Annotated in this window: 27 protein-coding genes and 1 pseudogene; 21 read left to right on the top strand and 7 right to left on the bottom strand. The window is 35.5% G+C overall.

What is annotated here, in order from left to right; genetic code table 11:
- Positions 1 to 12: 12 nt before the first annotated feature.
- On the bottom strand, positions 13 to 330 hold the full coding sequence (nirD, locus tag C564_RS0124090; protein ID WP_003194479.1) for a nitrite reductase small subunit NirD: 318 nt from the start codon (positions 328 to 330) through the stop codon (positions 13 to 15).
- A gap of 12 nt (positions 331 to 342) precedes the next feature.
- Positions 343 to 2,748 (bottom strand): nitrite reductase large subunit NirB, encoded by a 2,406-nt coding sequence (nirB, locus tag C564_RS0124085; protein WP_018767152.1) that lies wholly within the window; start codon positions 2,746 to 2,748, stop codon positions 343 to 345.
- Positions 2,749 to 3,018: 270 nt separating this feature from the next.
- Here nirB and C564_RS0124080 point away from each other — a divergent pair, with 270 nt between their 5' ends.
- Positions 3,019 to 3,375 (top strand): YxeA family protein, encoded by a 357-nt coding sequence (locus tag C564_RS0124080; RefSeq protein ID WP_026008687.1) that lies wholly within the window; start codon positions 3,019 to 3,021, stop codon positions 3,373 to 3,375.
- Positions 3,376 to 3,563: 188 nt separating this feature from the next.
- Here the strand turns inward: C564_RS0124080 and C564_RS37745 are convergent, their stop codons facing one another.
- The gene (locus C564_RS37745) at positions 3,564 to 3,749 is read right to left on the bottom strand and encodes a hypothetical protein (protein WP_231382355.1); all 186 of its coding nucleotides are present in this window, start codon (positions 3,747 to 3,749) and stop codon (positions 3,564 to 3,566) included.
- A gap of 411 nt (positions 3,750 to 4,160) precedes the next feature.
- Between C564_RS37745 and C564_RS0124070 the strand changes: the two genes are divergently transcribed.
- Entirely contained in the window at positions 4,161 to 4,931 is a 771-nt protein-coding gene (locus C564_RS0124070) for a TatD family hydrolase (protein WP_018767150.1), read from the top strand.
- A gap of 304 nt (positions 4,932 to 5,235) precedes the next feature.
- The gene (locus C564_RS0124065) at positions 5,236 to 5,769 is read left to right on the top strand and encodes a transglycosylase SLT domain-containing protein (RefSeq protein WP_003205568.1); all 534 of its coding nucleotides are present in this window, start codon (positions 5,236 to 5,238) and stop codon (positions 5,767 to 5,769) included.
- 17 nt (positions 5,770 to 5,786) lie between these two features.
- Here the strand turns inward: C564_RS0124065 and C564_RS0124060 are convergent, their stop codons facing one another.
- Both C564_RS0124060 and C564_RS0124050 read right to left on the bottom strand, forming a co-directional pair.
- Positions 5,787 to 6,572 carry a DUF4931 domain-containing protein gene (locus C564_RS0124060; protein ID WP_018767149.1) on the bottom strand — a complete coding sequence of 262 codons (786 nt, stop codon included), beginning with the start codon at positions 6,570 to 6,572 and terminating at the stop codon, positions 5,787 to 5,789.
- A gap of 397 nt (positions 6,573 to 6,969) precedes the next feature.
- Positions 6,970 to 7,098, bottom strand: a complete 129-nt coding sequence (locus C564_RS0124050) for a hypothetical protein (RefSeq protein ID WP_026008686.1) — start codon at positions 7,096 to 7,098, stop codon at positions 6,970 to 6,972.
- A gap of 416 nt (positions 7,099 to 7,514) precedes the next feature.
- Here C564_RS0124050 and C564_RS36950 point away from each other — a divergent pair, with 416 nt between their 5' ends.
- The 7 genes from C564_RS36950 to C564_RS0124015 all read left to right on the top strand — a co-directional run bounded on the left by C564_RS36950 (position 7,515) and on the right by C564_RS0124015 (position 15,115).
- On the top strand, positions 7,515 to 7,649 hold the full coding sequence (locus C564_RS36950; protein WP_018767146.1) for an RAxF-45 family protein: 135 nt from the start codon (positions 7,515 to 7,517) through the stop codon (positions 7,647 to 7,649).
- Between the two features lie 124 nt (positions 7,650 to 7,773).
- Positions 7,774 to 9,648, top strand: a complete 1,875-nt coding sequence (gene abc-f, locus C564_RS0124040) for a ribosomal protection-like ABC-F family protein (RefSeq protein ID WP_018767145.1) — start codon at positions 7,774 to 7,776, stop codon at positions 9,646 to 9,648.
- 174 nt (positions 9,649 to 9,822) lie between these two features.
- Entirely contained in the window at positions 9,823 to 11,016 is a 1,194-nt protein-coding gene (locus C564_RS0124035; protein WP_003194461.1) for a sensor histidine kinase, read from the top strand.
- A complete protein-coding gene (locus tag C564_RS0124030) occupies positions 11,013 to 11,675 on the top strand; it encodes a response regulator (protein WP_018767144.1) in 663 nt (220 codons plus the stop codon). The genes C564_RS0124035 and C564_RS0124030 overlap by 4 nt, the downstream gene beginning before the upstream one ends.
- Positions 11,676 to 11,813: 138 nt before the next feature.
- Positions 11,814 to 12,746, top strand: a complete 933-nt coding sequence (locus tag C564_RS0124025) for an ABC transporter ATP-binding protein (RefSeq protein ID WP_003194457.1) — start codon at positions 11,814 to 11,816, stop codon at positions 12,744 to 12,746.
- 15 nt (positions 12,747 to 12,761) lie between these two features.
- Positions 12,762 to 13,958: an ABC transporter permease gene (locus C564_RS0124020; RefSeq protein ID WP_018767143.1), complete on the top strand. Its 1,197-nt coding sequence runs from the start codon at positions 12,762 to 12,764 to the stop codon at positions 13,956 to 13,958.
- An 11-nt stretch (positions 13,959 to 13,969) separates the two neighbouring features.
- Positions 13,970 to 15,115 (top strand): ABC transporter permease, encoded by a 1,146-nt coding sequence (locus C564_RS0124015; RefSeq protein WP_003205582.1) that lies wholly within the window; start codon positions 13,970 to 13,972, stop codon positions 15,113 to 15,115.
- A gap of 16 nt (positions 15,116 to 15,131) precedes the next feature.
- Here C564_RS0124015 and C564_RS0124010 read toward each other — a convergent pair whose 3' ends face one another.
- Positions 15,132 to 15,329, bottom strand: coding sequence for a hypothetical protein (locus C564_RS0124010; protein WP_018767142.1), 198 nt, complete (start codon positions 15,327 to 15,329; stop codon positions 15,132 to 15,134).
- Between the two features lie 92 nt (positions 15,330 to 15,421).
- Here C564_RS0124010 and C564_RS35335 point away from each other — a divergent pair.
- From C564_RS35335 to C564_RS0123985, 6 genes and pseudogenes are all read left to right on the top strand, one after another.
- Positions 15,422 to 15,529: pseudogene (locus C564_RS35335) on the top strand (oligopeptide-binding protein oppA); the annotation flags it as partial.
- 241 nt (positions 15,530 to 15,770) lie between these two features.
- Positions 15,771 to 17,498 (top strand): ABC transporter substrate-binding protein, encoded by a 1,728-nt coding sequence (locus C564_RS0124005; RefSeq protein WP_018767141.1) that lies wholly within the window; start codon positions 15,771 to 15,773, stop codon positions 17,496 to 17,498.
- A 109-nt stretch (positions 17,499 to 17,607) separates the two neighbouring features.
- A complete protein-coding gene (locus C564_RS0124000; RefSeq protein WP_018767140.1) occupies positions 17,608 to 18,564 on the top strand; it encodes an ABC transporter permease in 957 nt (318 codons plus the stop codon).
- 12 nt (positions 18,565 to 18,576) lie between these two features.
- Positions 18,577 to 19,494 carry an oligopeptide ABC transporter permease gene (gene opp4C / locus C564_RS0123995; protein ID WP_018767139.1) on the top strand — a complete coding sequence of 306 codons (918 nt, stop codon included), beginning with the start codon at positions 18,577 to 18,579 and terminating at the stop codon, positions 19,492 to 19,494.
- Between the two features lie 10 nt (positions 19,495 to 19,504).
- Entirely contained in the window at positions 19,505 to 20,485 is a 981-nt protein-coding gene (locus tag C564_RS0123990; protein ID WP_018767138.1) for an ABC transporter ATP-binding protein, read from the top strand.
- A complete protein-coding gene (locus tag C564_RS0123985; protein WP_018767137.1) occupies positions 20,482 to 21,447 on the top strand; it encodes an ABC transporter ATP-binding protein in 966 nt (321 codons plus the stop codon). The genes C564_RS0123990 and C564_RS0123985 overlap by 4 nt, the downstream gene beginning before the upstream one ends.
- A gap of 38 nt (positions 21,448 to 21,485) precedes the next feature.
- Here the strand turns inward: C564_RS0123985 and C564_RS0123980 are convergent, their stop codons facing one another.
- Positions 21,486 to 22,358: a Cof-type HAD-IIB family hydrolase gene (locus tag C564_RS0123980; RefSeq protein WP_018767136.1), complete on the bottom strand. Its 873-nt coding sequence runs from the start codon at positions 22,356 to 22,358 to the stop codon at positions 21,486 to 21,488.
- A 433-nt stretch (positions 22,359 to 22,791) separates the two neighbouring features.
- On the opposite strand from C564_RS0123980, the gene C564_RS0123975 reads away from it, so the two are divergent.
- The 5 genes from C564_RS0123975 to C564_RS0123955 all read left to right on the top strand — a co-directional run bounded on the left by C564_RS0123975 (position 22,792) and on the right by C564_RS0123955 (position 23,636).
- Positions 22,792 to 22,902: a DUF3948 family protein gene (locus tag C564_RS0123975; RefSeq protein ID WP_016117020.1), complete on the top strand. Its 111-nt coding sequence runs from the start codon at positions 22,792 to 22,794 to the stop codon at positions 22,900 to 22,902.
- 75 nt (positions 22,903 to 22,977) lie between these two features.
- Positions 22,978 to 23,088, top strand: coding sequence for a DUF3948 family protein (locus C564_RS0123970; RefSeq protein ID WP_018767135.1), 111 nt, complete (start codon positions 22,978 to 22,980; stop codon positions 23,086 to 23,088).
- A gap of 77 nt (positions 23,089 to 23,165) precedes the next feature.
- Entirely contained in the window at positions 23,166 to 23,276 is a 111-nt protein-coding gene (locus tag C564_RS0123965; RefSeq protein ID WP_016117022.1) for a DUF3948 family protein, read from the top strand.
- A 69-nt stretch (positions 23,277 to 23,345) separates the two neighbouring features.
- The gene (locus C564_RS0123960; RefSeq protein WP_016117022.1) at positions 23,346 to 23,456 is read left to right on the top strand and encodes a DUF3948 family protein; all 111 of its coding nucleotides are present in this window, start codon (positions 23,346 to 23,348) and stop codon (positions 23,454 to 23,456) included.
- Between the two features lie 69 nt (positions 23,457 to 23,525).
- Positions 23,526 to 23,636, top strand: coding sequence for a DUF3948 family protein (locus tag C564_RS0123955; RefSeq protein ID WP_018767134.1), 111 nt, complete (start codon positions 23,526 to 23,528; stop codon positions 23,634 to 23,636).
- Positions 23,637 to 23,796 lie beyond the last annotated feature (160 nt).

The raw sequence follows: 23,796 nt of genomic DNA, 5'->3' as shown, positions 1-23,796 counted from the left end.
TCCCTGTACAAGTTACATATATATATAAATATCACCATCAATAACTTCTACTTCATATGTTTGGATACAACCATCATCAGGCTTTTGAACTTCACCTGTTATTAATGAAATTTTCCAGTCATGCAATGGACAGAAGACGAATTCTCCAGAAACAATTCCTTCGGCTAAAGGTCCGTTTTTATGAGAGCATCGATTTTCTACAGCGCGAATATCACCATTTGAAAGGCGAAATAAGGCGATGGATATATCCTTAATGCGCACTTCCTTACCGATTTGCACAGGAAGGTCTTCTGCATGCATTATTTTTATTTTTTCTTTAGTTTGCAACATGTAGATCGCTCCTTACTTTACAGTTTCTACTTCATACATGGCTTTTAATGACCTAGTTTCCAGTGCTTGTCCCCAAGCTTCTTCATATGTGTTACGCGCTTTTTGGAAACGTTCATTTAGCATAGTAACCATGCTTTCATCTTGCAGCACTTCTTTTATATGAGCTAATCCCATTCGTTCTACCCAAGGGGCTGTTCGTTCGCCGTAAATACCAGTTTCACGGTAATGTTGTACGTAAGCTGTGGCAATGCGAAGTACATCTTCTTCTGTAGGGACAATCATTACAAAATCAGCTTCACGCACTTCTGTACCACCGTTGCCACCAATATAAAGTTGGAAGCCATTTTCAACACAAACGACGCCAAAGTCTTTTGTTAATGCTTCTGCACAGTTACGTGGACAACCAGTTACACCCATTTTCATTTTGTGAGGTGTATCTACCATTTCTAACGATTGTTCAAGTAACATACCAAGCCCTAATGAATCTTTTGTACCAAAGCGGCAGAAGCGAGAGCCGACGCATGATTTTACATTGCGAAGGGATTTCGAATAGGCATAACCAGAAGTCATATCGAGGTCAGCCCAAACTTTTGGTAAATCTTCTTTCTTAACACCATATAAGCCGATTCGACTTGCACCTGTTATTTTTACAAGCGGCACATCATATCTTTTAGCAACTTCAGCAATTTTCATTAAATCATCTGCCGTAGTAACACCGCCGTACATACGAGGAATAACAGAAAATGTACCATCATGCTGAATATTGCCATTCATTCTTTCATTAACGAAGCGGGATGATTTATCATCTGCATATTCTTCTGGGCGTGTCATACGTAAATAGTAATTTAATGCAGGGCGGCATTTTGAACAGCCATCTTCATGTGCGAAGCCAAGGACGTTTCGTACTTCTTTTGGCGATTTTAAACCTTTCTCATGAATCGCTGTGACAACTTCATCACGTGATAAAGTTGTACATCCACATATACCAACGGATTGTGCAGATGCATCGAAGCTATCCCCGAGAGTATAAGATAAAATTTGTTCAACAACTGGACGACATTTACCACATGAACCGGCAGCTTTTGTACATCCTTTTACTTCTTCAAAAGTTGTTAAATCTTGTTCTAAAATAGCATGAACGATTGTTCCCTTTGTCACGCCGTTACATCCACAAACGGTGTCATCAGCACTCATACTGGCAACGTCAAGTCCACTTTCTTCACCAGCTTTGTGAAGAAGGGAGACGGGTGTGTATTCTTGTATATCTTCTTCCTTTTTTAACATGCTAAAGAGGCGTGTACCTTCAGCAGTGTCTCCATATAAAACAACACCAACGACTTTATTGTCACGGATTAATACTTTTTTATAGGAACGCGTACACTCATTAAAGATTGAGATTGCTTTTGTTACGTCATCTTCATAAATTTGTCCAGCAGAGAATAAATCGCATCCTGCAACTTTAAGTTGTGTACCGACGATGCTACCTGCATATCCATCTGTTTGTGAATTCGCTATATGCTTTGCCAGTGCGGTCCCTTGTTCATATAATGGGGCAACAAGACCATAGGCAATACCGTCATGTTCTGCACATTCACCAACTGCATAGACTGATTCATCATCTGTTTGCATATAGTCATTTGTAACTATGCCACGATTTACAATTAAACCAGCATCTTTTGCTAAATGTGTATTTGGACGTATCCCAACAGCCATTACAATTAAATCGCATGTTACAACATCGCCATCTTCAAATTGGATACCTTCAACACGGTCAGTACCAAGAATTTTCACTGTTTTCTTTTCCATAAGAAACTTCATACCTTGTGATTCTAAGTCTTCACGCAGTAATGAAGCGGCTTTGGCATCGAGTTGTTGCTCCATTAAGTAAGGCATTAAATGAACAACGTGAACATCCATTCCTAAGTCAATAAGCCCTCGTGCGGCTTCTAAACCGAGTAATCCCCCGCCAATGACGACAGCCTTTTTATATCGCTTAGCAGCATCCAGCATAAATTGTGTATCTTCAATTGTACGAAAGCCTGTTACACCTGGAAGTTGTGAGCCTTCAACAGGTAAGATGAAAGCGCTGGACCCTGTTGCGATAATGAGCTTGTCATATATGACAATACGGTTCTTTTCTGTAACGATGACTTGTTCTTCCCGATCAATATTTATTACCTTTTCATTTGTATACAGCGTAATATCATTTTCCTCGTACCAACTGTATTCGTTCATAATGATATCTTGGATATTTGTTTTTCCTTGTAAGACGTGAGATAGCATAATGCGGTTATAGTTTGGATGAGGTTCATCACCAAAAATAGTAATATCATAAAGTCCTGAATCTAGTTTTAAAATTTCTTCAATGCAGCGTATACCAGCCATACCATTCCCGATCATAACTAAACGCTTTTTCATATTCATTTCCCCTCTTAAATGTGAAATGTTTAACAAACTTGTATACTCGTATTATAGAATCTTTGGAAAGTAGAGGGTGTGATGTTTATCACAGTTTTGGAGGGTTCACAAATTGTTAAAAATCATATAAAATTTCATTCGAATTCTTACAAAAATGTAAGGGAAATGTAATGGGATTCAATGGCGGGATTAAGTCCTTCTCTTTAAAATAAGTTTATAGAAAACTACACATATTGTGTGGAGGAGGAATTTACCTTGGAGTGGGGAAGAGTGAAAAAGCGAGTAATTATTACTGGAATTGCGCTGGTAGCTGTTATTATCTTACTACTACCAACAAAACTGGGACCAGTAATTGATAAATATAATCCATTTTGTAAAACAAAAGAATATTACACGATTGTGAATGATGTCGGTCAACATATTGGTGATGAATGGTATGAATATGAGTTTGTTGCATATGATGAAAAAGGTAGGGCACAGACGATAAAGAAAACAGTGAAGCACATGTTAAAACGAAGTGAGTCATTGAAAATTACCGCAAAAGGACGTTACGGTGAATCATTGGTAGAGATTGAGGTCCAAAATATTCCTGTGCAGGCGAGAAGTAAGCTATTGGCGACAAGATAAAATATTGTAAAACACTGTAACATACTGAGTATGTTACAGTGTTTTTTATTACATATAAATCATTTAAAGAAGAAATTTTTCGGTGTTAGTATTTAAATATACGTTTACTATATAAAATAAGTTTTAACAAGACAGAGAGTATGGAATTTAGGGGATTTTAGCTGTATAACAAGAAAGCGGACATAAGTTTATACTAGGATAACTGTAGCAGCAGAAATGAAATCCGTAAGAAGAGCCACACTGCTAGCAAGTCCGATTGCATCTAATTTGCTAAAAGTAATATTGTTCATGACAACATTGTAAGGTACATGTAAGTTAATTAGATAGTTGTCATTTGTGAATTCTATTACAATACAAGTAGGAAGTTTGAACATACAACTTGCTGTCTGAAATAGTGATGAATGTTTTAAAACCAACTATTGCATAGCCATTATCTCTTTATGAGATGAGGCTATTTTTTTAAACCTTACAATATTGTAAGGTTTTCGTAAGTTAATTCGATAGCTTATTTGTCATATTTTCTGCATAATAAAAAAAGATAAAAAATTAGGGAAGGTAATCAGAAGGGAGAAGAATGGGATGCAAAAAAAAGAAGTAGTTAAGTTTCCGATAAAAGATTTCTGTAGCTACTTTACTGTTGCTGTCGTATGTGTTGGACTTTTTGACATAATTACAAATTTAATTGTTAAATAATATAGATGAAAGAACAAGAAGGAGATTCCTTCTTGTTTTTTATTGCCCTTAATCTGAAGCGGCGTATTAAAATAGATGTAAGAGGTGATAGGATGAAGTGGATTGATAGTCATATACATTTGGACCAATATAAGAATAAAGAGCAAATGAAACTAATTGATGATGTAAAAAGAAGTACTGAGATTGATGGACTGATTGCGGTATCAATGAACTATCATTCTTGTCAACAAACATTATCTTTAGCAAGACAACATCCATTTGTACATCCGGCACTTGGTTTTCATCCAGAACAGCCGATTAACCAAAAAGAATGTGAACAAATTTATAAGTTAATTGAGGCAAATGAAGAATGGCTTGTTGCCATAGGTGAGATTGGTCTGCCATATTATTTAAGGCAAGAAAAGAAAGATATCGTATTAGACCCTTATATAAAAGTATTAGAGAGATTTATAATGCTTGCAAAAAGGTTCAATTTACCGATTGTTTTACATGCAGTCTATGAAGACGCTGATATTGTATGTGATTTACTGAAACAGTATGAGATATCACGTGCGCATTTTCATTGGTTTAAGGGGAGTAAAGAAACGATGGAGCGGATGATTCAAAATGGCTACTTTATTTCAATTACGCCAGATGTTATGAAGAAGGAGAAAATTAGAAAAATCGTTTCGTTTTATCCGCTAGAATATATGATGGTGGAAACAGATGGACCCTGGAAATTTCAAGAAAATATTATGACGCATCCGGGTATGATTGAGGGTGTGTTAAAAGAAATTAGCTTGATAAAAAATATTTCTATAGAGAAGGTTGCAGAGCAAATATATCAAAATACGTTTCGGTTTTATGGGGGGAAATGTCTTTAGTTTTTGACTTTTCATGTAGGTAGTCTCCTATTCTTTGTGTAGAACTCAATTTACAATTATATACAAAAAAGGTAGGAAGCATTTAAAATAGATATTGGTAAAAATTACACACATAAGAAGTGGGATAGGGATGTTACATTTTTTATAATATTTTACTATTGATTTTCAGAAAATCAGTCTAAAGCACGATGTTAAGATAGAGCTTCGTTTGATATCATTTAAGAGTAACAGGGTGATAGATTGCAGGTAATTGTAAGGAAGGGCTGAAAGGGGACAAATTTCAGCGGAGAAAGAGGTAGAGGTAGTGAAAAAATTCTTTGTAGGATTTTTAGTTGTTCTTGGAATGTATTTGTATTTCCAAGGAGAGTCTGAAGGAATGGAAAGATTGATGAATCAAACAAGTTATGTTGACTCAGAGGAAGCAAAACAGATGAAACAAATTATTACTGAAGAAGCAAAGAAAGTAAATCTTCCAGAATGGATACCTCTTACAATTGCCGAGCATGAAAGTCGTTTGAACCCACGAAGTGTTGGAGACAATGGCACTTCTTTTGGATTGTTTCAGTTACACCGAGGTGGGGGACTTGCTCCTGATCACTTAACGGACGAGCAATTGAAGGACCCGCGGACAAATGCCCAAATTGCGATGCCTCATTTAATGAAAGGGTATAAAAGAGGTGTGCAAAAAGGTTTAACAGATTTAGCGTTACTAAAATATATAGCAAATACATCTGGTTGGCCAGGTAATTTAGGGCCTGAGTGGACGGATCAAAATATGAAGTATAACGAAGGGCTAAAGAACGTATATTATCGAAATAAAGGAGTAGTAAAAGAGTAGGTGATCTGACACCTACTCTATTTGTCTATAAAAAGTTCCATTTCATTTGTAAAATATCGTTCAAGTTGCTGTTTTACATCTTCCAACTTTGTAGAAACTTGAGGGATTTTATACCCGACATATAATGGTGAAACAACAAAACGAGGAACAACCTTACAAATAATTTTTTCATCAAGGTGATAGAAGAATAAATTATAGCTGCTACAACCTTTATGAAAGCCCGTTAGTATGTAACGCACAGTTTGCTGAATATAATGTGCCATGGTGTCGATGGTTTTTATGTCTTCGATGACAATGTTAAATTCGGTAAAACCGATAATTGGCCGTGTAGAAATATTAAGTTCAATTTGTTCATCCTTTTTTACGGTAACGCCTTGAAAGTTTTCAGGTACTATGTTTTCTAGGTAGTTTACATATTTCATTCCGATAATTTGCATATGTGCATGATGCAAACTTCCGCCTGAAAATGGACCGTGATTTTTATATAAAATAACAGAAGTAAATTCGTTGCTCTTTTCTAAAGCTAACCAATGCTTTATAGAAAAATGCAGTAGCTTTTGCATATGTTCAGGTGTGTAGGTTGCAATATGATCATGACAATTACCGGTTTCTATTAGAACAGTTTGAAAGGTATCTTTTAATGTTGGAAATTTATTTTCCAACCAAATAATGGAGTCTTCAGTTTCTAAAATATCAGTGAGATTTTCTCTATCGCAAAAAGGACAAGCGGTGCTTTTATTGCGAATACTTTCTGGCTTTTGTTTTCCAATGTCATTTAAAAAATAAAGTTGTTGTGTATCCATTCGTATATACCCCTTTAAAAATATATGTGAAATTCCCGTCTACTATATTCGTGAAAGGGAAAGGAAAATCCTGTATAGTGGAAAAGGAGGAAATGGTAAAAGAAGGAGATAGAAGATGGAAGAGCAAAAGAGTGTATCATTTTTGGATATATGGCGGACTGCTAATCCACCAAAAAAATATTTCCAAGTAGAACGACATTTGTTATTGCACATCGTTTATCAACGGTAGTACAAGCAGATACCATTTTTGTAATAGAGAATGGCAGTATTACAGGAATTGGTATACACGATGAATTAATGAAGCATCATACATATTATAAAAAGATTGTAGAATAACAATTTTTAATAGAAAAAACAAAAGACAAGATATCCTAATTGTACTTGGGTATCTTGTCTTTTATTTTTTTTGTAATAATGTGTATGGATAATATAGAGTATTTTCATTTTGTTTCTTTTTTCTATTTTTCAGTGCATGTAAGGCAAAGAATGTACCTACAATTGCAAAGATGGCTTTCTTCATATTCATTTTCCCCTTTTTATTGTTCATTTAATTCTTGGCTAACTGCTTTTGCATCAATTAAAGCGTGGAGAATCATTTTTACCATGTTCATCATTTTTATTCCTCCTTTTATAGTCGGTTTAGTTCTATTACAACTGCTTGTCCGTTTACTAACACCTCGAAGACTGCTTTTACGATTTCTTTCATCAGGACTGTTTCCTCTTTTTGTTTACCTCTTGCTTACATCTTTATTGTATAAGGAGGCACGATTTCGTACTATTGCTTTCCATTACGTGAACATAACAGTTGTGTAAGATTGGATGTAATTTGTTGAAATGTTTAGTCTATATTCATTATTTTCAGAAAAATGACTATTCAAACATCAAATGGGGAAGTATAATAAAGGAGTAAGTATTAAATTCCGTATGAAAGGAGTGAATGAGATGAAACGTTCTTTAGCTGCACGCGCAAAATTTTTAGATTTTATCTATTTTTGTCGTGCGATTTTTCATGATGTGATTGCTAACGGGATACGTATGCCCTTTTTTAGCAATTGCATAGCAGTTATTGAACGATAGAAATCTCTTCACCCATTTTATAAAACGTGTGAAAAGGGAGCTATTTGGCTTCCTTTTTCTATGCCAAAAACCATGGGGAAAGTTTCTTTCCCTATGTTTTTTTACGTTGAAAGGAGTACGGAAAATGACAATTTGTAGTGTAAACAATGTAACGAAATCTTTTGGTGGAAACATCATATTTGAAAATATATCGCTTGAAATAAAAAATGGTGAACGCATTGGATTAGTTGGCAGAAACGGTAGCGGGAAAACCACAATTTTTCAGCTATTAACAGGAATAGAGAATGTAGATGCTGGAGCAATTCATATGAAAAAAGGGACACGTGTTGGTCATGTAGCACAAATTCCGAAGTTTGCTGGTGAAACAAATGTATATGATGTATTGAGCGCTGCCTTTGTAAAAGAGAAAGAATTAGAAAGAAACATGCGAAATTTAGAGAAAAGTATGGCGGAGGAACACGATCCAACTAGTTTAGAGAGGTTAATGGAGAAGTATGGCGCAGTGCAAGAACAATTTTCGTTTTTAGGTGGTTATGAAATAGAAGCGAACATCATGAAAGTAGCAAATGGTTTACAAATAACGGAGCTATTTTCTCGAATTTTTGCTGAACTGAGCGGCGGGGAGCAGACGAAAGTAAGTCTTGCTTATATGCTGCTCAAGAAACCAGATTTACTACTGTTAGATGAACCGACGAACCATTTAGATTTATTTGCAGTAGAATGGCTCGAACAATTTTTGAAAGAGTATACAGGAACAGTTGTTGTGATCTCACATGATCGTTATTTTCTTGATGAAGTCGTTACGAAAATTTTTGACTTGGAAGACGGAGAAATTCATGTATATCATACGAACTACTCACAGTTTGTGAAGGAGAAGGAAGAAAGATTACTCCAAGAGTTCCAATCTTATCAAGAACAGCAAAAGAAAATAAAGAAAATGAAAGAAGCAATTAAACGTTTAAGGGAATGGGCGAATCAAGCGAATCCTCCGAATGAAGGACTGCATAAACGTGCTAGAAATATGGAACGCGCGTTAGAACGGATGGAAAAGTTAAAGAAGCCAATTTTAGAAAGAAAACAAATGGGGCTTCAGTTTGAAGGACAAGAGAGAAGCGGAAAAGATGTTATTGTAATGAAGGAAGTTGGCAAAAATTTTGCTGGGCGTATTTTATTTGAGGGAGCAAATTTACATGTGCGTTTTCAAGAGCGTGCAGCTATTGTTGGACGTAACGGTACAGGAAAAACAACATTATTAAAATTGCTATTAGAAGAAATGAAACCAGATGTTGGGGAGATCAGAATCGGTAGTAGTGTGAAAATCGGTTATTTATCGCAGCATGCTTATGGAAACGTAAAAACCAATGTATTGGAAGCATTCCGGGAGCATGTAGCTGTAACTGAAGGAGAAGCTCGCCATATATTAGCTCGCTTTTTATTTTATGGTCCAGCCGTTTTTAAAAAGGTCAATCAGCTTAGCGGTGGTGAACGGATGAGATTACGTTTGGCACAGCTTATGTATCAAGATGTAAACCTCCTTGTGCTAGATGAGCCCACAAACCATCTTGATATCGAATCAAGGGAAGTGCTGGAAGAAGCTCTCGAACAATATAATGGAACCATTCTTGCTGTTTCACACGACCGTTACTTTTTAAATAAATTGTTTGAAAAAACATATTGGATCGATGAACATACATTGTTTGAATTTGCGGGGAACTATGCATGGGCACGTCAGAAATGGGCAGAGAGAATAGAGAAAGAAGAAGTGAAACAACAAGAGGTTCCAAAAATTAAAGTAATGAATGTAAAAAAGAAGGAATCTATTGGTATAGAAGAAATTGAAGATAAGCTTATGTATATAGAAGAAGATATATATGCGCTGGAGTGCACAATGGAAGAAACAAGCAATGTTGAAAAGTTAGAACGGTTATATAAAGAAAAAACAGAAAAAGAACGATTACGGGCGGAATTATATAATCGATTAGATAGTATGATGGAATAGATGAAAGAAAAACAAGTCATCCTCTTAGGAGATGTGGGGGTGACTTGTTTTTCTATTAATATCCGTTAACGCGAGATGGAAATGGTATAATTTTCTTTATGTTATATTGTGAAAATGATTTTTTACATGTTGGTATGATTTAAAACAATAGTTCAAAAACGCGAGGAGAATTTTATGTTAAGGTATGCGCGTCTCATTACGATTGTTATGATTTGCATGGTATATATAAATCATGTTTCACGTGAAACAGTAGGGTTACAAATATTTGTTGGTATTGCATGTTTAATGTACGTTATAAATCATGTTTTACTTATACAACCACATCAAGGGAGAAGGCTTGAATTTTATGTATTCCTCTCAAATGGAGTAGTTACAGCACTACTAGGTTTTTTATTTCCCGAGACATGTTTGTATTTAATTATATTTGGGATTGATGCGGTAGGAGTATTTATTCATACGTGGCGAAAAGCAGTTGTATATTTTTTTGTGAGTTTTTTCTTTGTATGTTGGTCTGCTATTTTACTATATACGTATCAATATACTGGAAAGATAGAAGTTGATAGTAATGCTATTAATTTTATGTTCGTTGTCTTCAGTGCTTTATCCGGGAACTTAATTAAAAAACTGACAGTAGCCCGCCAAACTGTCGACGATCAATACGAAAAATTGACGTTATCACATATAGCTCTAAAAGAAGCGCATGAACAATTACAGCTTTATGCGAAAGAAGTAGAAGAACTAACTACAGTTCGGGAGAGGAACGATATTGCCCGAGAAATTCATGACACAGTTGGTCATAATATGACGGCTTTACTTGTTCAATTGCAGCTTGCAGAGGCTTTATGGAAGCAAAAGTCAGATGCTACAGAAGAAGTTTTACATACATGCCATGAATTAGCTAGAAAATCCCTTCAAGAGGTAAGAGCTTCAGTTCGTGCGTTGAAGGAAGAAAGAGATCTAGGGAACATAATAGAAAATATGAAAGGAATGTTAAATGAATTTTCAAAGGTAACCAAAGTACAAGTAACCTTTCATTTACAGGGAGATCCAATTATAATCCCATTGTCATTACAACCTACTTTGTTGCGTATTATGCAAGAGTCATTAACAAATGCACAACGCCATGGAAAAGCTAGTTTATGTAAAGTTAGCTTATTGTGTTTAGATGAAAAAGTTATGCTATCGATTACGGATAATGGTGTTGGCGTAAATGAAGTGAGTCCTGGTTTTGGTTTAATAAATATGAAAGAACGTGTAGAAGAACATGGTGGGATCATTCGATTTGAAAGTGAAAAAGAGAAGGGTTTTCGATTACAGATTGAGTTTCCACTTAAGGAAAAGACGTGGGTAATAGGAGGAACGAAATGATTCGTATTATGATCGTTGATGATCAGTCACTTATTCGTGATGGTTTAGCAATGCTATTAAATTTACGTTCAGAACTTGAAGTGGTGGGAACAGCAAATGATGGGGATGAAGTAGTTCGAATAGCAGAACAATTACAACCTGAAATTATTTTGATGGATATTCGAATGCCTCGTATAAATGGCGTTGAAGGGACTCGCTTAATAAGGGAAAGGTTCCCTGATATGAAGGTTCTTATGCTGACGACATTTAATGATAGTGAACTCATTTTTGAAGCATTAGAGCAAGGAGCGAGCGGTTACTTATTAAAAGATATGGAGACAGATGCAATTGTTCAGGCAATATTAACGGTCCATGCAGGGGGAGCGGTATTGCCACAAGATATAACAGCGCAAATTGTGAAGGAACTAAAAAGAACAAAAGTAGTGGAAATATCAGAGCAAAATCAGCCAAAGCAAGTGGAACAATTAACAGAGCGTGAAATAGATGTATTAAGAGAAATAGGCCTTGGATTAAATAATAAAGAAATTGCTGAGAAATTGTTTATTACAGAGGGAACCGTAAAAAATCATGTTTCTAACTTAATCAGTAAGCTGGAGCTGAGGGATCGGACACAAGCAGCTATATATGCAGTAAGATACGGTATTACAACATACACATGACTTTTGGCATAGAGAAAAATAAAAAAGCAGCAAATTATGCTGCTTTTTTATTTTGCATTTCTATCTTAAGGGTGATGGAAGAAAGAGGATGTTTTTTTACAATGAAATTGTAGATTAATGCAAAGGGGCTGAATCGGCATGTTAGTCGTAGATCATATTACAAAGTCGTTTGGAAAGAAGGAAGTTGTAAAGAATGTATCTTTTGAAGTTAAGAAAGGAGAAACATTTGGTTTGCTTGGTCCAAACGGTGCAGGAAAGTCGACGACGATATCAATGATTTGTGGGCTTATTCCATATGATGGCGGTGATATAAAAGTTGGGGGGAAATCTGTAAAAGAATATCCATTAGATGCGAAAAGGAAGATCGGTATTGTCCCGCAAGATATTGCTTTATATCCTACGCTATCTGCGAAAGAAAATTTAATCTTTTGGGGGAAAATGTATGGTTTAAGTGGAGCTATTGCAAAGAAACGAGCAGATGAGGTATTAGCATATGTTGGTTTACAGGATCGCGCAAAGGACAAAATTGAAACATTTTCAGGTGGAATGAAACGCCGAATTAACATTGGTGCGGCACTTATGCATGAACCAGAGTTATTAATTATGGATGAGCCGACAGTCGGGATTGATCCACAATCACGGAATCATATTTTAGAGACGGTAAAAGGATTAAATGAGAAAGGTATGACGGTCATTTATACGAGCCATTACATGGAAGAAGTGGAGTATTTATGTGAACGAATTGCAATTGTTGATTATGGAAAGGTAATTGCACTAGGAACGAAAACGGAGTTATGTAATCGTCTTGCTGATGGCTTTATGGTGAAGTTACAACTGAATCGTTATAGCCAGGAGTTACTGCAGAAAGTAAAAGAAATTCCCACTGTAGAACGGATTATCATTGATGAGGATACGAATACACTCGATATTGGACTGAAGACTGGAGAAGCTGTTGGTACGGTTGTTTCGATCGTAGTAGAAAATCATGTGCAAATTTTAAAGCTTGAAGTACAAGAGCCAAATTTAGAAGCTCTCTTTTTACAGCTAACAGGGCGTTCACTTCGTGATTAAGGAGGTTAGGAACTCATGAAAAGTTTTATTATTGCATGGAAAGATTTAAAAATTCGTTTAATAGATCGGCGTGGATTTATGATGATGTTACTTATGCCACTTCTATTAACGACTATTTTAGGATCAGCACTAAGTAACATATTAGATAGTGGTGGATTACCTAAAACGGTGATTGGTTATTATCAAGAAGGAACAGATGAGTTTGCAAATATATTTCAAAAAGATGTATTGCATTCAAAAGAGATTAAGGATGATGTGAAGGTAGAGGTCGTAGCTTCACAAAAAGAGCTGGAGGATCTGCTAAGAAAACAGAAAATTGATGTTGGAATGATTATTCCAAACGAGTGGAGTGAACATATAAAGGATGGAAAATTAAAAGAACCCAAATTGATTACTGATCCATCAAAAGATATACAAGCAAAAATAGCTGAATCGCTTATTCGTTCCTTCTCAGAGCGTGTGCAAACAGTTGCCGTTTCTACTAAGACTGTCGCAACAGATTTAGCAAAGGCACAGCCAGGAAATATAGAACAGGTTGCAAAAGAGGTAAGTGCTAATTTACAAGCAGTGGCGGCTTCGAATACGGATGGAATTGAAAAAGGAACAATCGGCAAAAAAACAGTGACTGCGATGCAATATTATGCTGCAGCAATGTTAGTGATGTTTTTACTATATAACATAACAGTAGGAGCAAAATCTATTATAACAGAGCAACGAACTGAAACATTAGCAAGATTATCAAGCACACCGACAAGCTCTTTTGCCATATTATTAGGTAAATTTTTAGGTACATTACTATTTGCTTGTATTCAATTTGGAGTATTTGTAGTTGCTACTTATTACGCATTTCATGTGAATTGGGGTGAAGATGTTTCACAAATTGTAGTAGTAGGAATTGCTTATGCAATTTGTGTTTCTGGCTTATCTATGCTCATCGCGGCATTTATTCGTGAAGAAAAAACAGCGGATTTAATGGGTGGCATTGGAATTCAGTTGTTAGCTATATTAGGTGGATCTATGTTACCAATCTATGCATTTCCGGATACTCTTCAAACAATTGCTAACATCGCTCCGAATAAATGGGCACTTACAAGTTTTTTAAACATTATGTCGGGTACATCATGGTATGCGTTACTTCCAGTTATATTAAGTTTATCTAGTGCGGGTATTGCTTCCGTTATCATTGGAACCTTCCGTTTGCGTACGAGATAGGAGGAGAAATCATGAAGAAAGTTTGGGCGCTTTGCTGGTTAGAGTTAAAACAAATCTTAATTAAGCCACAAAGCTATACACTCATGTTCGGAATGCCGATTATTTTCACACTCATTTTTGGCGGACTTTTAGGTGGAAGTGGAAACGAGAAAGTAAATATTAGTTTAGTAGACCAAGATGGATCTACATTATCCAACTCCTATTATGAGGAAATAAAGAAAAGTGATTTAATTTCTATAGAAAAGGTAACGTATGAGGAAGCGAAACAAAAAATCAAAAATAAGAAGTCCTCAGGTATTGTGACAATTCCAAAAGAATTTCAAAAGAGTATGACGGACGGGAAGATAGAGAAGGTTAAATTCCAATCAAGTGCTGATTTCACGGGAGGAGCCTCTGTAGAACAAGTATTACAAAGTGCAATGAAAAAGATGGACATAGAAGTAGCGGCAGCAAGGGATTCAGAGAAAAAAGGAGGAATGTCCTGGGAAAAGATGTATGAAACGATTCATACAAAGGTAGAACCAGTTTCACTTCAAAAGGAATCCATTGTACCTGGGGAGAAAAAGCTGAATAACGTAACAGGGCGAGCAGCAGGGTTTTCTATTCTTTTTGTAATGATTGTGATGCTAAGTGCGACAGGAACAATTTTAAAATCAAGACAACTTGGCGTTTGGTATCGTTTATTAGGAACGCCTGTTTCAAAGGCTCAAATACTTGGGGGATATATACTTTCCTTCTTTTTAATTGGATGGATTCAATTTGGAACTTTAATGGTATTAACGAATGTTTTGTTCGATGTACAGTGGGGAAATCTACTAGGGATAATCATACTTGTCTCAGTGTTATTGTTAGCGGTCATTGGTTTAGCACTATTATTAGCAAGTATTGTGAAAACAACGGAGCAGCAGTCAGCTTTAGGTAATATCGTTGTTATTTCAACTTGCATGATTAGTGGGCTGTATTGGCCAATTGAAATAGAACCAGAATGGATGCAAACCGCAGCGAACTTTGTTCCTCAAACTTGGGCAATGCGTGGATTTACCGAATTGATTGCAAGAGGAGGGACATTGGCAGATATAGCAGGATATATTGGTATACTTATGTTATTTGCTGGTGTATTCTTTATAATCGGTTTAACAAGAATACGTTATGATTGAAAAAAGAAAGCAGAGTCTACAGCTTCGCCCGCTGAACTCTGCTTTCTTTTTGTGTATCGTCTTCCCCTATAGAAATAGCAATCGCAATTCCGAGCATAAAGAGAAATGCTAAAAAGAGGACGAACCTTGGGAAGAACGGAAATAGTAGTAATGCCCCGACGATCATGAGTGTTAATGCAACATAGTGCAGAACATATTGGAATAGTTTGTCCATATTTTCGCCCCCCTTTTTGGTAGTTTGTTAGCATTCTATGCTCGTCCACTGAATAATAGAATTATTTTTTTTAATCGTTTCTGCATAGTAAAAATAATAGTAAAGTTGTGTCTGCACATAATGCGAGAATACAAGGATTACAGGAAGGTAATTATAATGAAATATTGTTAAGTCTACCTAAATTAAAAATCCAGCAATAGCTTTTATAAAAATCTTGAAATATTTAAATAGAAAGAATTGACAAAATATAACGAACAATATAAGCTAATAACCACAAAGTCTAGCGGAAAGGTCGGAATAAGGTTATTACCCCTCTAAACATCTATTTTTTTGTATTTAAAACCGACTTTTCCGATGGATTATAAAATGTTGCTGTGGGAGGCATATATAAGGCAAGCAGTTCATAAGGTGTAATTATTAAAAAAAGTTAGGGTGGGGACAATGAAGAAAAAGACAAAAAAATGGGCTGGTGTGTTTTCTGTTTTACTGAGTAGTTCGCTTGTGTTATCGGCTTGTGGGGGACAAGAGGATAAGGCTTCGACAGAGCCGGCGAAACAGCAGGATGTGAAAGATTTAAAAATAGAGAAGGTTGCAGCGACAGATAAATCAAAAAATCCTGAGAAAGCGAAGCAGAGAAAAGATACACTTATTTTAGGGATTTCAAAACCTGGTGGTGTGTTCTTACCTTATTTCCAAGAGAATGGTTGGGACGGTAACGTAACATCAGTTATATTTGCGTCTCTTGTATCAACAGATAAGCAAGGGAAACCAGTTCCAGAGCTTGCAGAGAAATGGGATGTATCTTCTGATCAATTGAAGTATACGTTTCACTTACGAAAAGATTTAAAATTTAGTGATGGCTCACCGTTAACAGCAGATGATATAGCATTTACATTAACATTGCTACATGATAAGGCTTATGAGGGTGGTACAGATATTTTACAATATGCAATTAAAGGTGGAAAAGATTATAAAGAAGGAAAAGCTACATCGATTGAAGGGATTAAAGTTGTTAATCCGCAAACAATTGAAATTACGACGGAAAAAGTAAACTCACAAGCGTTAGTAAACTTGGGAGGACCTGTCTTATCTAAGGCTTATTATGGAAAAGATTATAAGCAAAATACTAGCTTAAACTATTTAAAAGATTTATATGGTAAACCAATGGCAGCAGGGCCTTATAAATTTGAAAAGTATGTCCCAGGTCAAGAGGTAAGATTTGTAGCAAATGAACATTATTATGCTGGTAAGCCAAAAGTTAAAAACTTTATTTATAAAATTACAACACCTGACACGAATTTCCAGTTATTCCAAACAGGAGAAACGGACTATGATGGGTTTGCTGCGAATAATGACAATATTGAACAATTAAAGAGCTTAGGCTTTGCTAATTTCAATATTGAAACAGTGAGCTCATACTCATTCGTTTACTTTAATAATAAGAAGCCATACTTAAAAGATAAAAAAGTACGGCAAGCGCTTATTTACGGATTAGATCGTAAAAAATATGTAGATACATACTTCCAAGGGAATGCTTCTGTTGCGAATATACCGATTTCACCAACATCATGGGCATATGATGATAAGGGTATAAATCAATACGAATACAATGTAGAGAAAGCAAAAAAATTGTTAGATGAAGCTGGTTGGAAAGTTGGATCTGATGGTATTCGTGAAAAAGATGGGCAGAAATTAAAGTTGAGTTATTATGCGGCAAGTGGAAGAAAGCAAGAAGAGGTGTTTATACCAATTGCGAAAGAGAATTATAAGGCGTTAGGTGTGGAATTTAATCCAGAAATCATGGACTTTAATACACTTGTTTCGAAAGTTGGAAAGTTTGATTATGATTTAGCAGCTGTTGCAACATCGATCATTTCTGATCCGAGTGAACCTGTAGGTGAGTTTGAATCTACGCATCCAGATAATTCAGCGGGTTATAGTAACCCCAAAGTGGATGAATTAATTAAAAAAGGTATTGAAACAGTTGATATTGAAAAAAGAAAACCTATTTATAAAGAATTATATAAAGAATTAAGCGATGATCCCCCTGTCATTTTATTAAATTACCGTAAAAGTATTTCAGCACACAATGCACGTGTAAAAGGAATTAATCCAGAAAAATACGATAGCATTAGTTCAAACTTACCTGTTTTATCTATTGAACAATAGAGATAAGTAATTAATGAATAGAAGACGTTTTTTCATACAGTTGTTAGTTCTTGCTGTTTTGAAAAAATGTTCTTCTATTTTTAAGTAACTATGATTGGGGAGACAAAAGGTGAAAACATATCTCATTCGTAGGTTTCTACAAATGATTCCTACTTTGTTTGGTACATCTATTATTATTTTTTTCTTATTTGCTCTTCTGCCGGGAGATTATGTTGATTCGAATCCAAAGTTAACGCCAGAACGTGCACAGGAATTAAGAGAATTGTATGGATTAAATAAACCTATTATAGAAAGATACTTTCATTGGCTAGGTAATGCGCTACATGGTGATTTTGGTTTCTCGCTGCAATACCAAGAGCCTGTTACATCATTACTTAATAAATTTATTTGGAATACCTTTATTGTTGCTGTTGCAGCTTTATTTTTTACTTGGATCATTGCACTTATTGTGGGTGTTATTTCAGCAACAAAGCAACATTCATGGTTTGACGCACTTGTAACAATCGGTGTTTTTGCAGCGATGTCATTCCCATCATTCTTTATCGGTCTATTTTTAATTAAAGTATTTGCTGTTGATCTTCATTTATTACCGATTGGTGGGATGATTGATATAGGAAGTAATTCGACGGGTTTTACGTACATATTGGAAGTACTAAGGCACATGATTTTACCGGTATTTATTTTAACACTCCTTGGTGTCGGCTCATTGACTCGTTATTTTAGAACGAGCATGCTTGAGGTCGTAAGACAGGATTATATCCGTACTGCACGTGCAAAAGGATTGAAAGAAAAAGCCGTTATTTATAAACATGCACTAAAAAATGCGATTTTACCAGCAATCACATTACTTGCATTTGAATTGCCGGGATTGTTCTCTGGTGCAATTATTATTGAACAAATTTTTAACTGGCCAGGAATTGGGACCATTCAATTAGAAGCGTTAAGTTTTCGGGATTATACGGTATTAATGGCATTTACAATGTTTCTCTCTTGCCTAACAATTATCGCAAACTTTTTAGCAGACATCGTTTATGCGATTGTCGATCCGCGTATTCGATTAAAGTAAGGAGGGAGAAAGATGGAGACTATTGTAACGGTAAAGAAGAAAGAAAAGAGAAAAGGAAATTTGACTTCGCCATGGCGACAAGCATTTACTAGAATTAAGAAAAATAAATTAGCACTATTTGGATTTTATACTTTGATTTTTATGTTTGTATTTTGTTTTATTGGACCATTTTTTTCACCATATGTTTCTGGAACAATTCAAGTAACACAAATTAATAAACCACCAAACTTTTCACATTGGCTTGGCACAGATCAATTGGGAAGAGATATTTTAACGAGATTAATGCAAGCTGGCCGAATTTCATTAACAATTGGTTTAGCTTCGATGCTACTATCCGTCATACTCGGTGCATTATTAGGAGCTATCTCTGGTTTTTATCGTGGTATTGTAGATCATATTATTATGCGTATTGCAGACGTGTTAATGTCTATTCCGGGATTACCATTACTTATCATTATGGGTGCTATCTTATCAGAATGGAAACTTCCATCTGAATATCGACTTTATGTTGTTATGATCATGTTAAGTTTGATTGGATGGCCGGGACTTGCACGTCTGGTACGAGGACAAATTTTAACACTTCGTGAACAATCATTTATGCAAGCTGCTGATGTATTAGGATTAAAGGATTACCGGAAGATTGTACATCATTTAATTCCGAATGTATTCCCTTTATTAATTGTTGTGGCAACGTTAGGTGTAGCGGGAGCTATTTTAAGTGAATCAGCATTAAGTTATTTAGGTCTTGGGGTTGTTCCACCTACGCCATCATGGGGAAATATGATTAGTGCAGCAAACTCATTAATTGATTTCAAAAAACGTCCATGGTTATGGATACCGCCTGGTTTTGCGATTTTTATAACAGTTGTATCAATTAACTTACTTGGTGATGCACTTCGTGATGCATTAGATCCAAAAATGAAGCGGTAGGTGAGGAATCATGAGTAAAGCAGTAATAGAACTAAAAGATTTACAAACACACTTTCATACGGAAGAAGGTACAGTAAAAGCTGTGAATCATGTTAGCTTTTCTGTACGAGAAGGTGAAACAGTTTGTGTAGTGGGAGAATCAGGTTGTGGGAAAAGTGTAACGGCTTTATCTATTATGGGACTTATTGCGGAATCTGGCGGCATTGTTGGTGGTGATATTCTTTATGAAGGCCAAAGTCTTTTGGGGATGAAAGAGAAAGAACTCCGAAGTTTAAGAGGAAATGATATCGCGATGATTTTTCAAGAACCAATGACATCTCTTAACCCAGTTTTTACTGTTGGAGAACAAATTGTTGAGACGTTAAGAGAGCATGAGCTCCTTAGTAAAAATGAAGCATATAAAAAAGCTATTGAATTAATTCGTAAGGTTGGTATTGCACGTTCTGATGAAATCGTTCATTCGTATCCCCATGAGCTAAGCGGTGGGATGTTGCAACGGATCATGATTGCGATTGCACTGAGTTGTAACCCTAAATTACTAATTGCTGATGAGCCCACAACAGCACTAGATGTTACAATTCAGGCACAAATACTAGATTTATTAAGACAGGTAAAAGAAGAATTTAAAACATCTATTTTATTAATTACACATGATTTAGGTGTTGTAGCAGAAATGGCAGATTATGTTGTTGTAATGTATGGTGGCAAAGTCATTGAAGAAGCACCTGTACTGGAGCTATTTCAAAATCCTAAACACCCATATACAAAAGGATTATTAAAATCAAAGCCGGTAATGGGGAAACGAACAGATAAACTTTATTCGATTCCGGGGCAAGTTCCAAACTTAGTTGGTTTAGATGAATTTTGCTACTTTAGTGGTCGCTGTGAACGTTGCATGGATATATGTAAGAATGAGGCGCCAGGCCTTGGAGTGCATGAAGATCATCATAAAGTAGCTTGCTGGTTATATGAGGAGCGTGCAGAGCAATGAGTGAACCTTTATTAGAAGTGAAGAATTTAAAAACGCATTTTCCGATTAAGGGCGGCGTATTTGGTAGAACGATTGGGCATGTAAAAGCAGTAGACGGAGTAAGCTTTACGATTAATAAAGGTGAAGTGTTTGGTCTAGTAGGTGAATCTGGAAGTGGAAAAACGACAATTGGTAAAACTATTCTTCGTCTCGTTCAAAAAACAGAAGGTGAAGTGAAATTTAAAGGGCAAGATGTTCATACGTTATCGAAAGAGGAATTACGAAAGTATCGTCCTAATATGCAACTTGTATTCCAAGACCCGTTTAGTTCATTGAATCCACGGATGAGAATTGGAGAAGCACTTGGTGAACCAATGCTAGCACATGGCTTAGCTACGAAAGAGAATTTTCGTGAAAAAGTGTTAGAAGTATTAGAACTATGTGGTTTAGCACCATATCATATTGATCGTTATCCGCATGAGTTTTCGGGAGGACAACGCCAGCGTATTGTTATTGCAAGGGCGATGGTATTAAATCCAGAATTTATTGTTGCTGATGAACCTGTTGCAGCATTAGATGTATCTATTCAAGCACAAATTATAAACTTGTTCAGTGAATTACAAGAGAAAAAAGGTTTATCCTATTTATTTATTTCACATGATTTAAGTGTTGTCGAACATTTATGTACAAAAATTGGAATTATGTATTTAGGGACAATCGTGGAAACAGCTCCCCGTGACAAGTTGTTTGCAAATCCGCTTCATCCATATACGAAAGCGCTGTTATCAGCTGTACCAATTCCTGATCCCACTGTTAAGCGAGAACGAATTATTTTGCAAGGTGATATTCCAAGTCCAGCGAATCCACCTTCAGGCTGCCGCTTTCATACACGTTGCCCGTTTGCAACGGATATTTGTAAGCAAGCTGTACCAGAATTTCGTGATGTTGGGGAAGGGCATCTCGTTGCTTGTCATCATGTGTAAAAGAAAAAGGGCTCTTTCAAATATGAAAGAGTCCTTTTTTATTTGCTTGAGGATGGTTGTTTTAGTACATACTGTTCAATTGCATGAGCAACACCATGCTCGTCATTTGTTAATGTAACAACATCACATAATTTCTTTACATCTTCTTCAGCATTCCCCATAGCAACAGATAGGCCAGCTACCTCTAACATTGGTACATCGTTAAAGTTGTCTCCAATGGCAATCGTATCTTGAATTGGAATATTGAAATAAGACGCCATTTCTTGTAATCCATTTCCTTTATGACCATACTTGTCCATAATTTCTAAATTTGTCGGAGCTGATGCTGTAACCATAATTTCTTTATCCTCTTGTAAAGACTGTAGTAGTTGTGAGCGATGCTCTGCGTCAAACGTCAAAATAAAGAATTTCGAGATTTCTAACTCTGGATTATTTACGACATCTTCGATTTTTTGGAAATCAGTAATTAAGTTCGATTTTTTTTGCTTCTCTGTAATTCGTTCCAGTTCTTCAATTGTGACATCAAGTGCATGCTTATTTTCTTCGAATGCATGCATTACTTTTTCATTCCAATTATAAGGAGAATAAACTCCTTTATTTGTGTACAACTTATATGGAAATCCTTCAGATTCTAGTAATTTAGCAAGCTTGTATACTTTAGCATTTTGTAAACAACGTGCGTTAATTACTCTTCCATCAACGTAAACAATTGCCCCATTGCTTGCTCCAACTGGAAGTGATAATTGATACTCTTCCAATAGTTTTAAAGCATCTTCTTTTGCACGACCAGAGCAAATCATTACAACATGACCGGCTGCTTTAGCATCACGAATAGCTTGTAAATTTTCCTTGGAGATTTCAAGATTAGATGATAGTAGTGTACCATCCATATCTAGTGCGATTAATTTCAAACTGACCACCTCTTTGTTTTTTATTATACATAGTTATCTTGAGGAAACATATAAACTTATCTTGGGCTTTATGGAAATGTTAATGAGACAAACTTTAAAATGATTCCGAAAGAGTATGATGAGGGAGCAAAATTGAAAAGGTGCTCATTCTACTACGTTTCATTTCGATTTGTAACCCAATATTACATTAATGTTACAAGTGTGTATGTGTTGAAAACCGCTGTATAAAGGGGTTTATAAAAATTTATTAATAATATCGTAAAAAAAATGTAATAAATTCTACGTATTCATATTGCAGTATGAAAAAACTTATGTTACATTAATGTTACAAACGTTACACGAGTTAACTTAATGTAACGTTAAGATAAAAACTATGAATTAATCATTTCTTAGAAATTACATATAAATATCTATTGATAAGGAGAGCGTAAATATGAAAAAAGAACAAGTATTACAACTAACAAAAATGGATTTATTAGGATCAGCAGGTGGAGCAGCAGTATTAACAGCATTAATCGTACTTCTTTCTAACGTTTTAGTATAATAGAAACTTTGTACAAGCAGTAGAACGGATCGTATCAAATAAAAAAAGTTATGAACTGAAGGGAGAATGGGAAACATGGAAAACAAAGAAGTATTACAACTAACAAAAATGGACTTATTAGGATCAGCGAGCGGAGCAGCAATATTAACAGCATTAATCGTACTTTTTTCTAACGTTTTAGTATAATAGAAACCTTGTACAAGCAGTAGAACGGACAGTACCAAATAAAAATAAAGTTATGAATTGAAGGGAGAATGGGAAACATGGAAAACAAAGAAGTATTACAATTAACAAAAATGGACTTATTAGGATCAGCAGGAGCAGCAACAGTATTAACAGCATTAATCGTATTTCTTTCAAGTGTATTAGTATAATAGAAGTTTTGTACAAGTAATAGAGCAGAATGAAGAGTGCAAAATAAAGCTGAAAGGGGAATGGGAAACATGGAAAACAAAGAAGTATTACAACTAACAAAAATGGATTTATTAGGATCAGCAGGAGCAGCAACAGTATTAACAGCATTAATCGTATTTCTTTCAAGTGTATTAGTATAATAGAAGTTTTGTACAAGTAATAGAGCAGAATGAAGAGTGCAAAATAAAGCTGAAAGGAGAATGGGGAATATGGAAAACAAAGAAGTATTACAAGTAACAAAAATGGATTTATTAGTATCGGCGAGTGGAGCAGCAGCATTAACAGCGCTCATTGTATTCCTTACAAATGTATTAGTATAATGAATATAGAGAAACAGAATTACCTATATCTTATTAAGACAATTATCCTAAAAAAATAAAGGCCCTAACGTATTATAGATGTTTAATATGTTAGGGTCTTTTTGTTTTTGAGGTAATAAAGAGACATACTACCAGCTTTGATTATGTTGTTTTAAATAGA

The sequence above is a fragment of the Bacillus sp. 105MF genome, assembly GCF_000374885.1.
Taxonomy (GTDB): Bacteria; Bacillota; Bacilli; order Bacillales; family Bacillaceae_G; genus Bacillus_A; species Bacillus_A pseudomycoides.
This window is presented reverse-complemented; position numbering and strand designations above follow the sequence as displayed.

Coding starts and splice junctions, on each gene's coding strand:
- C564_RS0124070 (WP_018767150.1), top strand. CDS start 4,161: ATGAAGTGGATTGATAGTCATATACATTTGGACCAATATAAGAATAAA.
- C564_RS0124060 (WP_018767149.1), bottom strand. CDS start 6,572: ATGGATACACAACAACTTTATTTTTTAAATGACATTGGAAAACAAAAG.
- nirD (WP_003194479.1), bottom strand. CDS start 330: ATGTTGCAAACTAAAGAAAAAATAAAAATAATGCATGCAGAAGACCTT.
- C564_RS0123955 (WP_018767134.1), top strand. CDS start 23,526: ATGGAAAACAAAGAAGTATTACAAGTAACAAAAATGGATTTATTAGTA.
- C564_RS37745 (WP_231382355.1), bottom strand. CDS start 3,749: ATGTTCAAACTTCCTACTTGTATTGTAATAGAATTCACAAATGACAAC.
- C564_RS0123975 (WP_016117020.1), top strand. CDS start 22,792: ATGAAAAAAGAACAAGTATTACAACTAACAAAAATGGATTTATTAGGA.
- C564_RS0123970 (WP_018767135.1), top strand. CDS start 22,978: ATGGAAAACAAAGAAGTATTACAACTAACAAAAATGGACTTATTAGGA.
- C564_RS0124010 (WP_018767142.1), bottom strand. CDS start 15,329: ATGGACAAACTATTCCAATATGTTCTGCACTATGTTGCATTAACACTC.
- C564_RS0123965 (WP_016117022.1), top strand. CDS start 23,166: ATGGAAAACAAAGAAGTATTACAATTAACAAAAATGGACTTATTAGGA.
- C564_RS0124005 (WP_018767141.1), top strand. CDS start 15,771: ATGAAGAAAAAGACAAAAAAATGGGCTGGTGTGTTTTCTGTTTTACTG.
- C564_RS0123985 (WP_018767137.1), top strand. CDS start 20,482: ATGAGTGAACCTTTATTAGAAGTGAAGAATTTAAAAACGCATTTTCCG.
- C564_RS0124015 (WP_003205582.1), top strand. CDS start 13,970: ATGAAGAAAGTTTGGGCGCTTTGCTGGTTAGAGTTAAAACAAATCTTA.
- C564_RS0124050 (WP_026008686.1), bottom strand. CDS start 7,098: ATGAATATGAAGAAAGCCATCTTTGCAATTGTAGGTACATTCTTTGCC.
- opp4C (WP_018767139.1), top strand. CDS start 18,577: ATGGAGACTATTGTAACGGTAAAGAAGAAAGAAAAGAGAAAAGGAAAT.
- C564_RS0123990 (WP_018767138.1), top strand. CDS start 19,505: ATGAGTAAAGCAGTAATAGAACTAAAAGATTTACAAACACACTTTCAT.
- C564_RS0123960 (WP_016117022.1), top strand. CDS start 23,346: ATGGAAAACAAAGAAGTATTACAACTAACAAAAATGGATTTATTAGGA.
- C564_RS0124035 (WP_003194461.1), top strand. CDS start 9,823: ATGTTAAGGTATGCGCGTCTCATTACGATTGTTATGATTTGCATGGTA.
- nirB (WP_018767152.1), bottom strand. CDS start 2,748: ATGAAAAAGCGTTTAGTTATGATCGGGAATGGTATGGCTGGTATACGC.
- C564_RS0124025 (WP_003194457.1), top strand. CDS start 11,814: ATGTTAGTCGTAGATCATATTACAAAGTCGTTTGGAAAGAAGGAAGTT.
- abc-f (WP_018767145.1), top strand. CDS start 7,774: ATGACAATTTGTAGTGTAAACAATGTAACGAAATCTTTTGGTGGAAAC.
- C564_RS0124020 (WP_018767143.1), top strand. CDS start 12,762: ATGAAAAGTTTTATTATTGCATGGAAAGATTTAAAAATTCGTTTAATA.
- C564_RS36950 (WP_018767146.1), top strand. CDS start 7,515: ATGAAACGTTCTTTAGCTGCACGCGCAAAATTTTTAGATTTTATCTAT.
- C564_RS0124030 (WP_018767144.1), top strand. CDS start 11,013: ATGATTCGTATTATGATCGTTGATGATCAGTCACTTATTCGTGATGGT.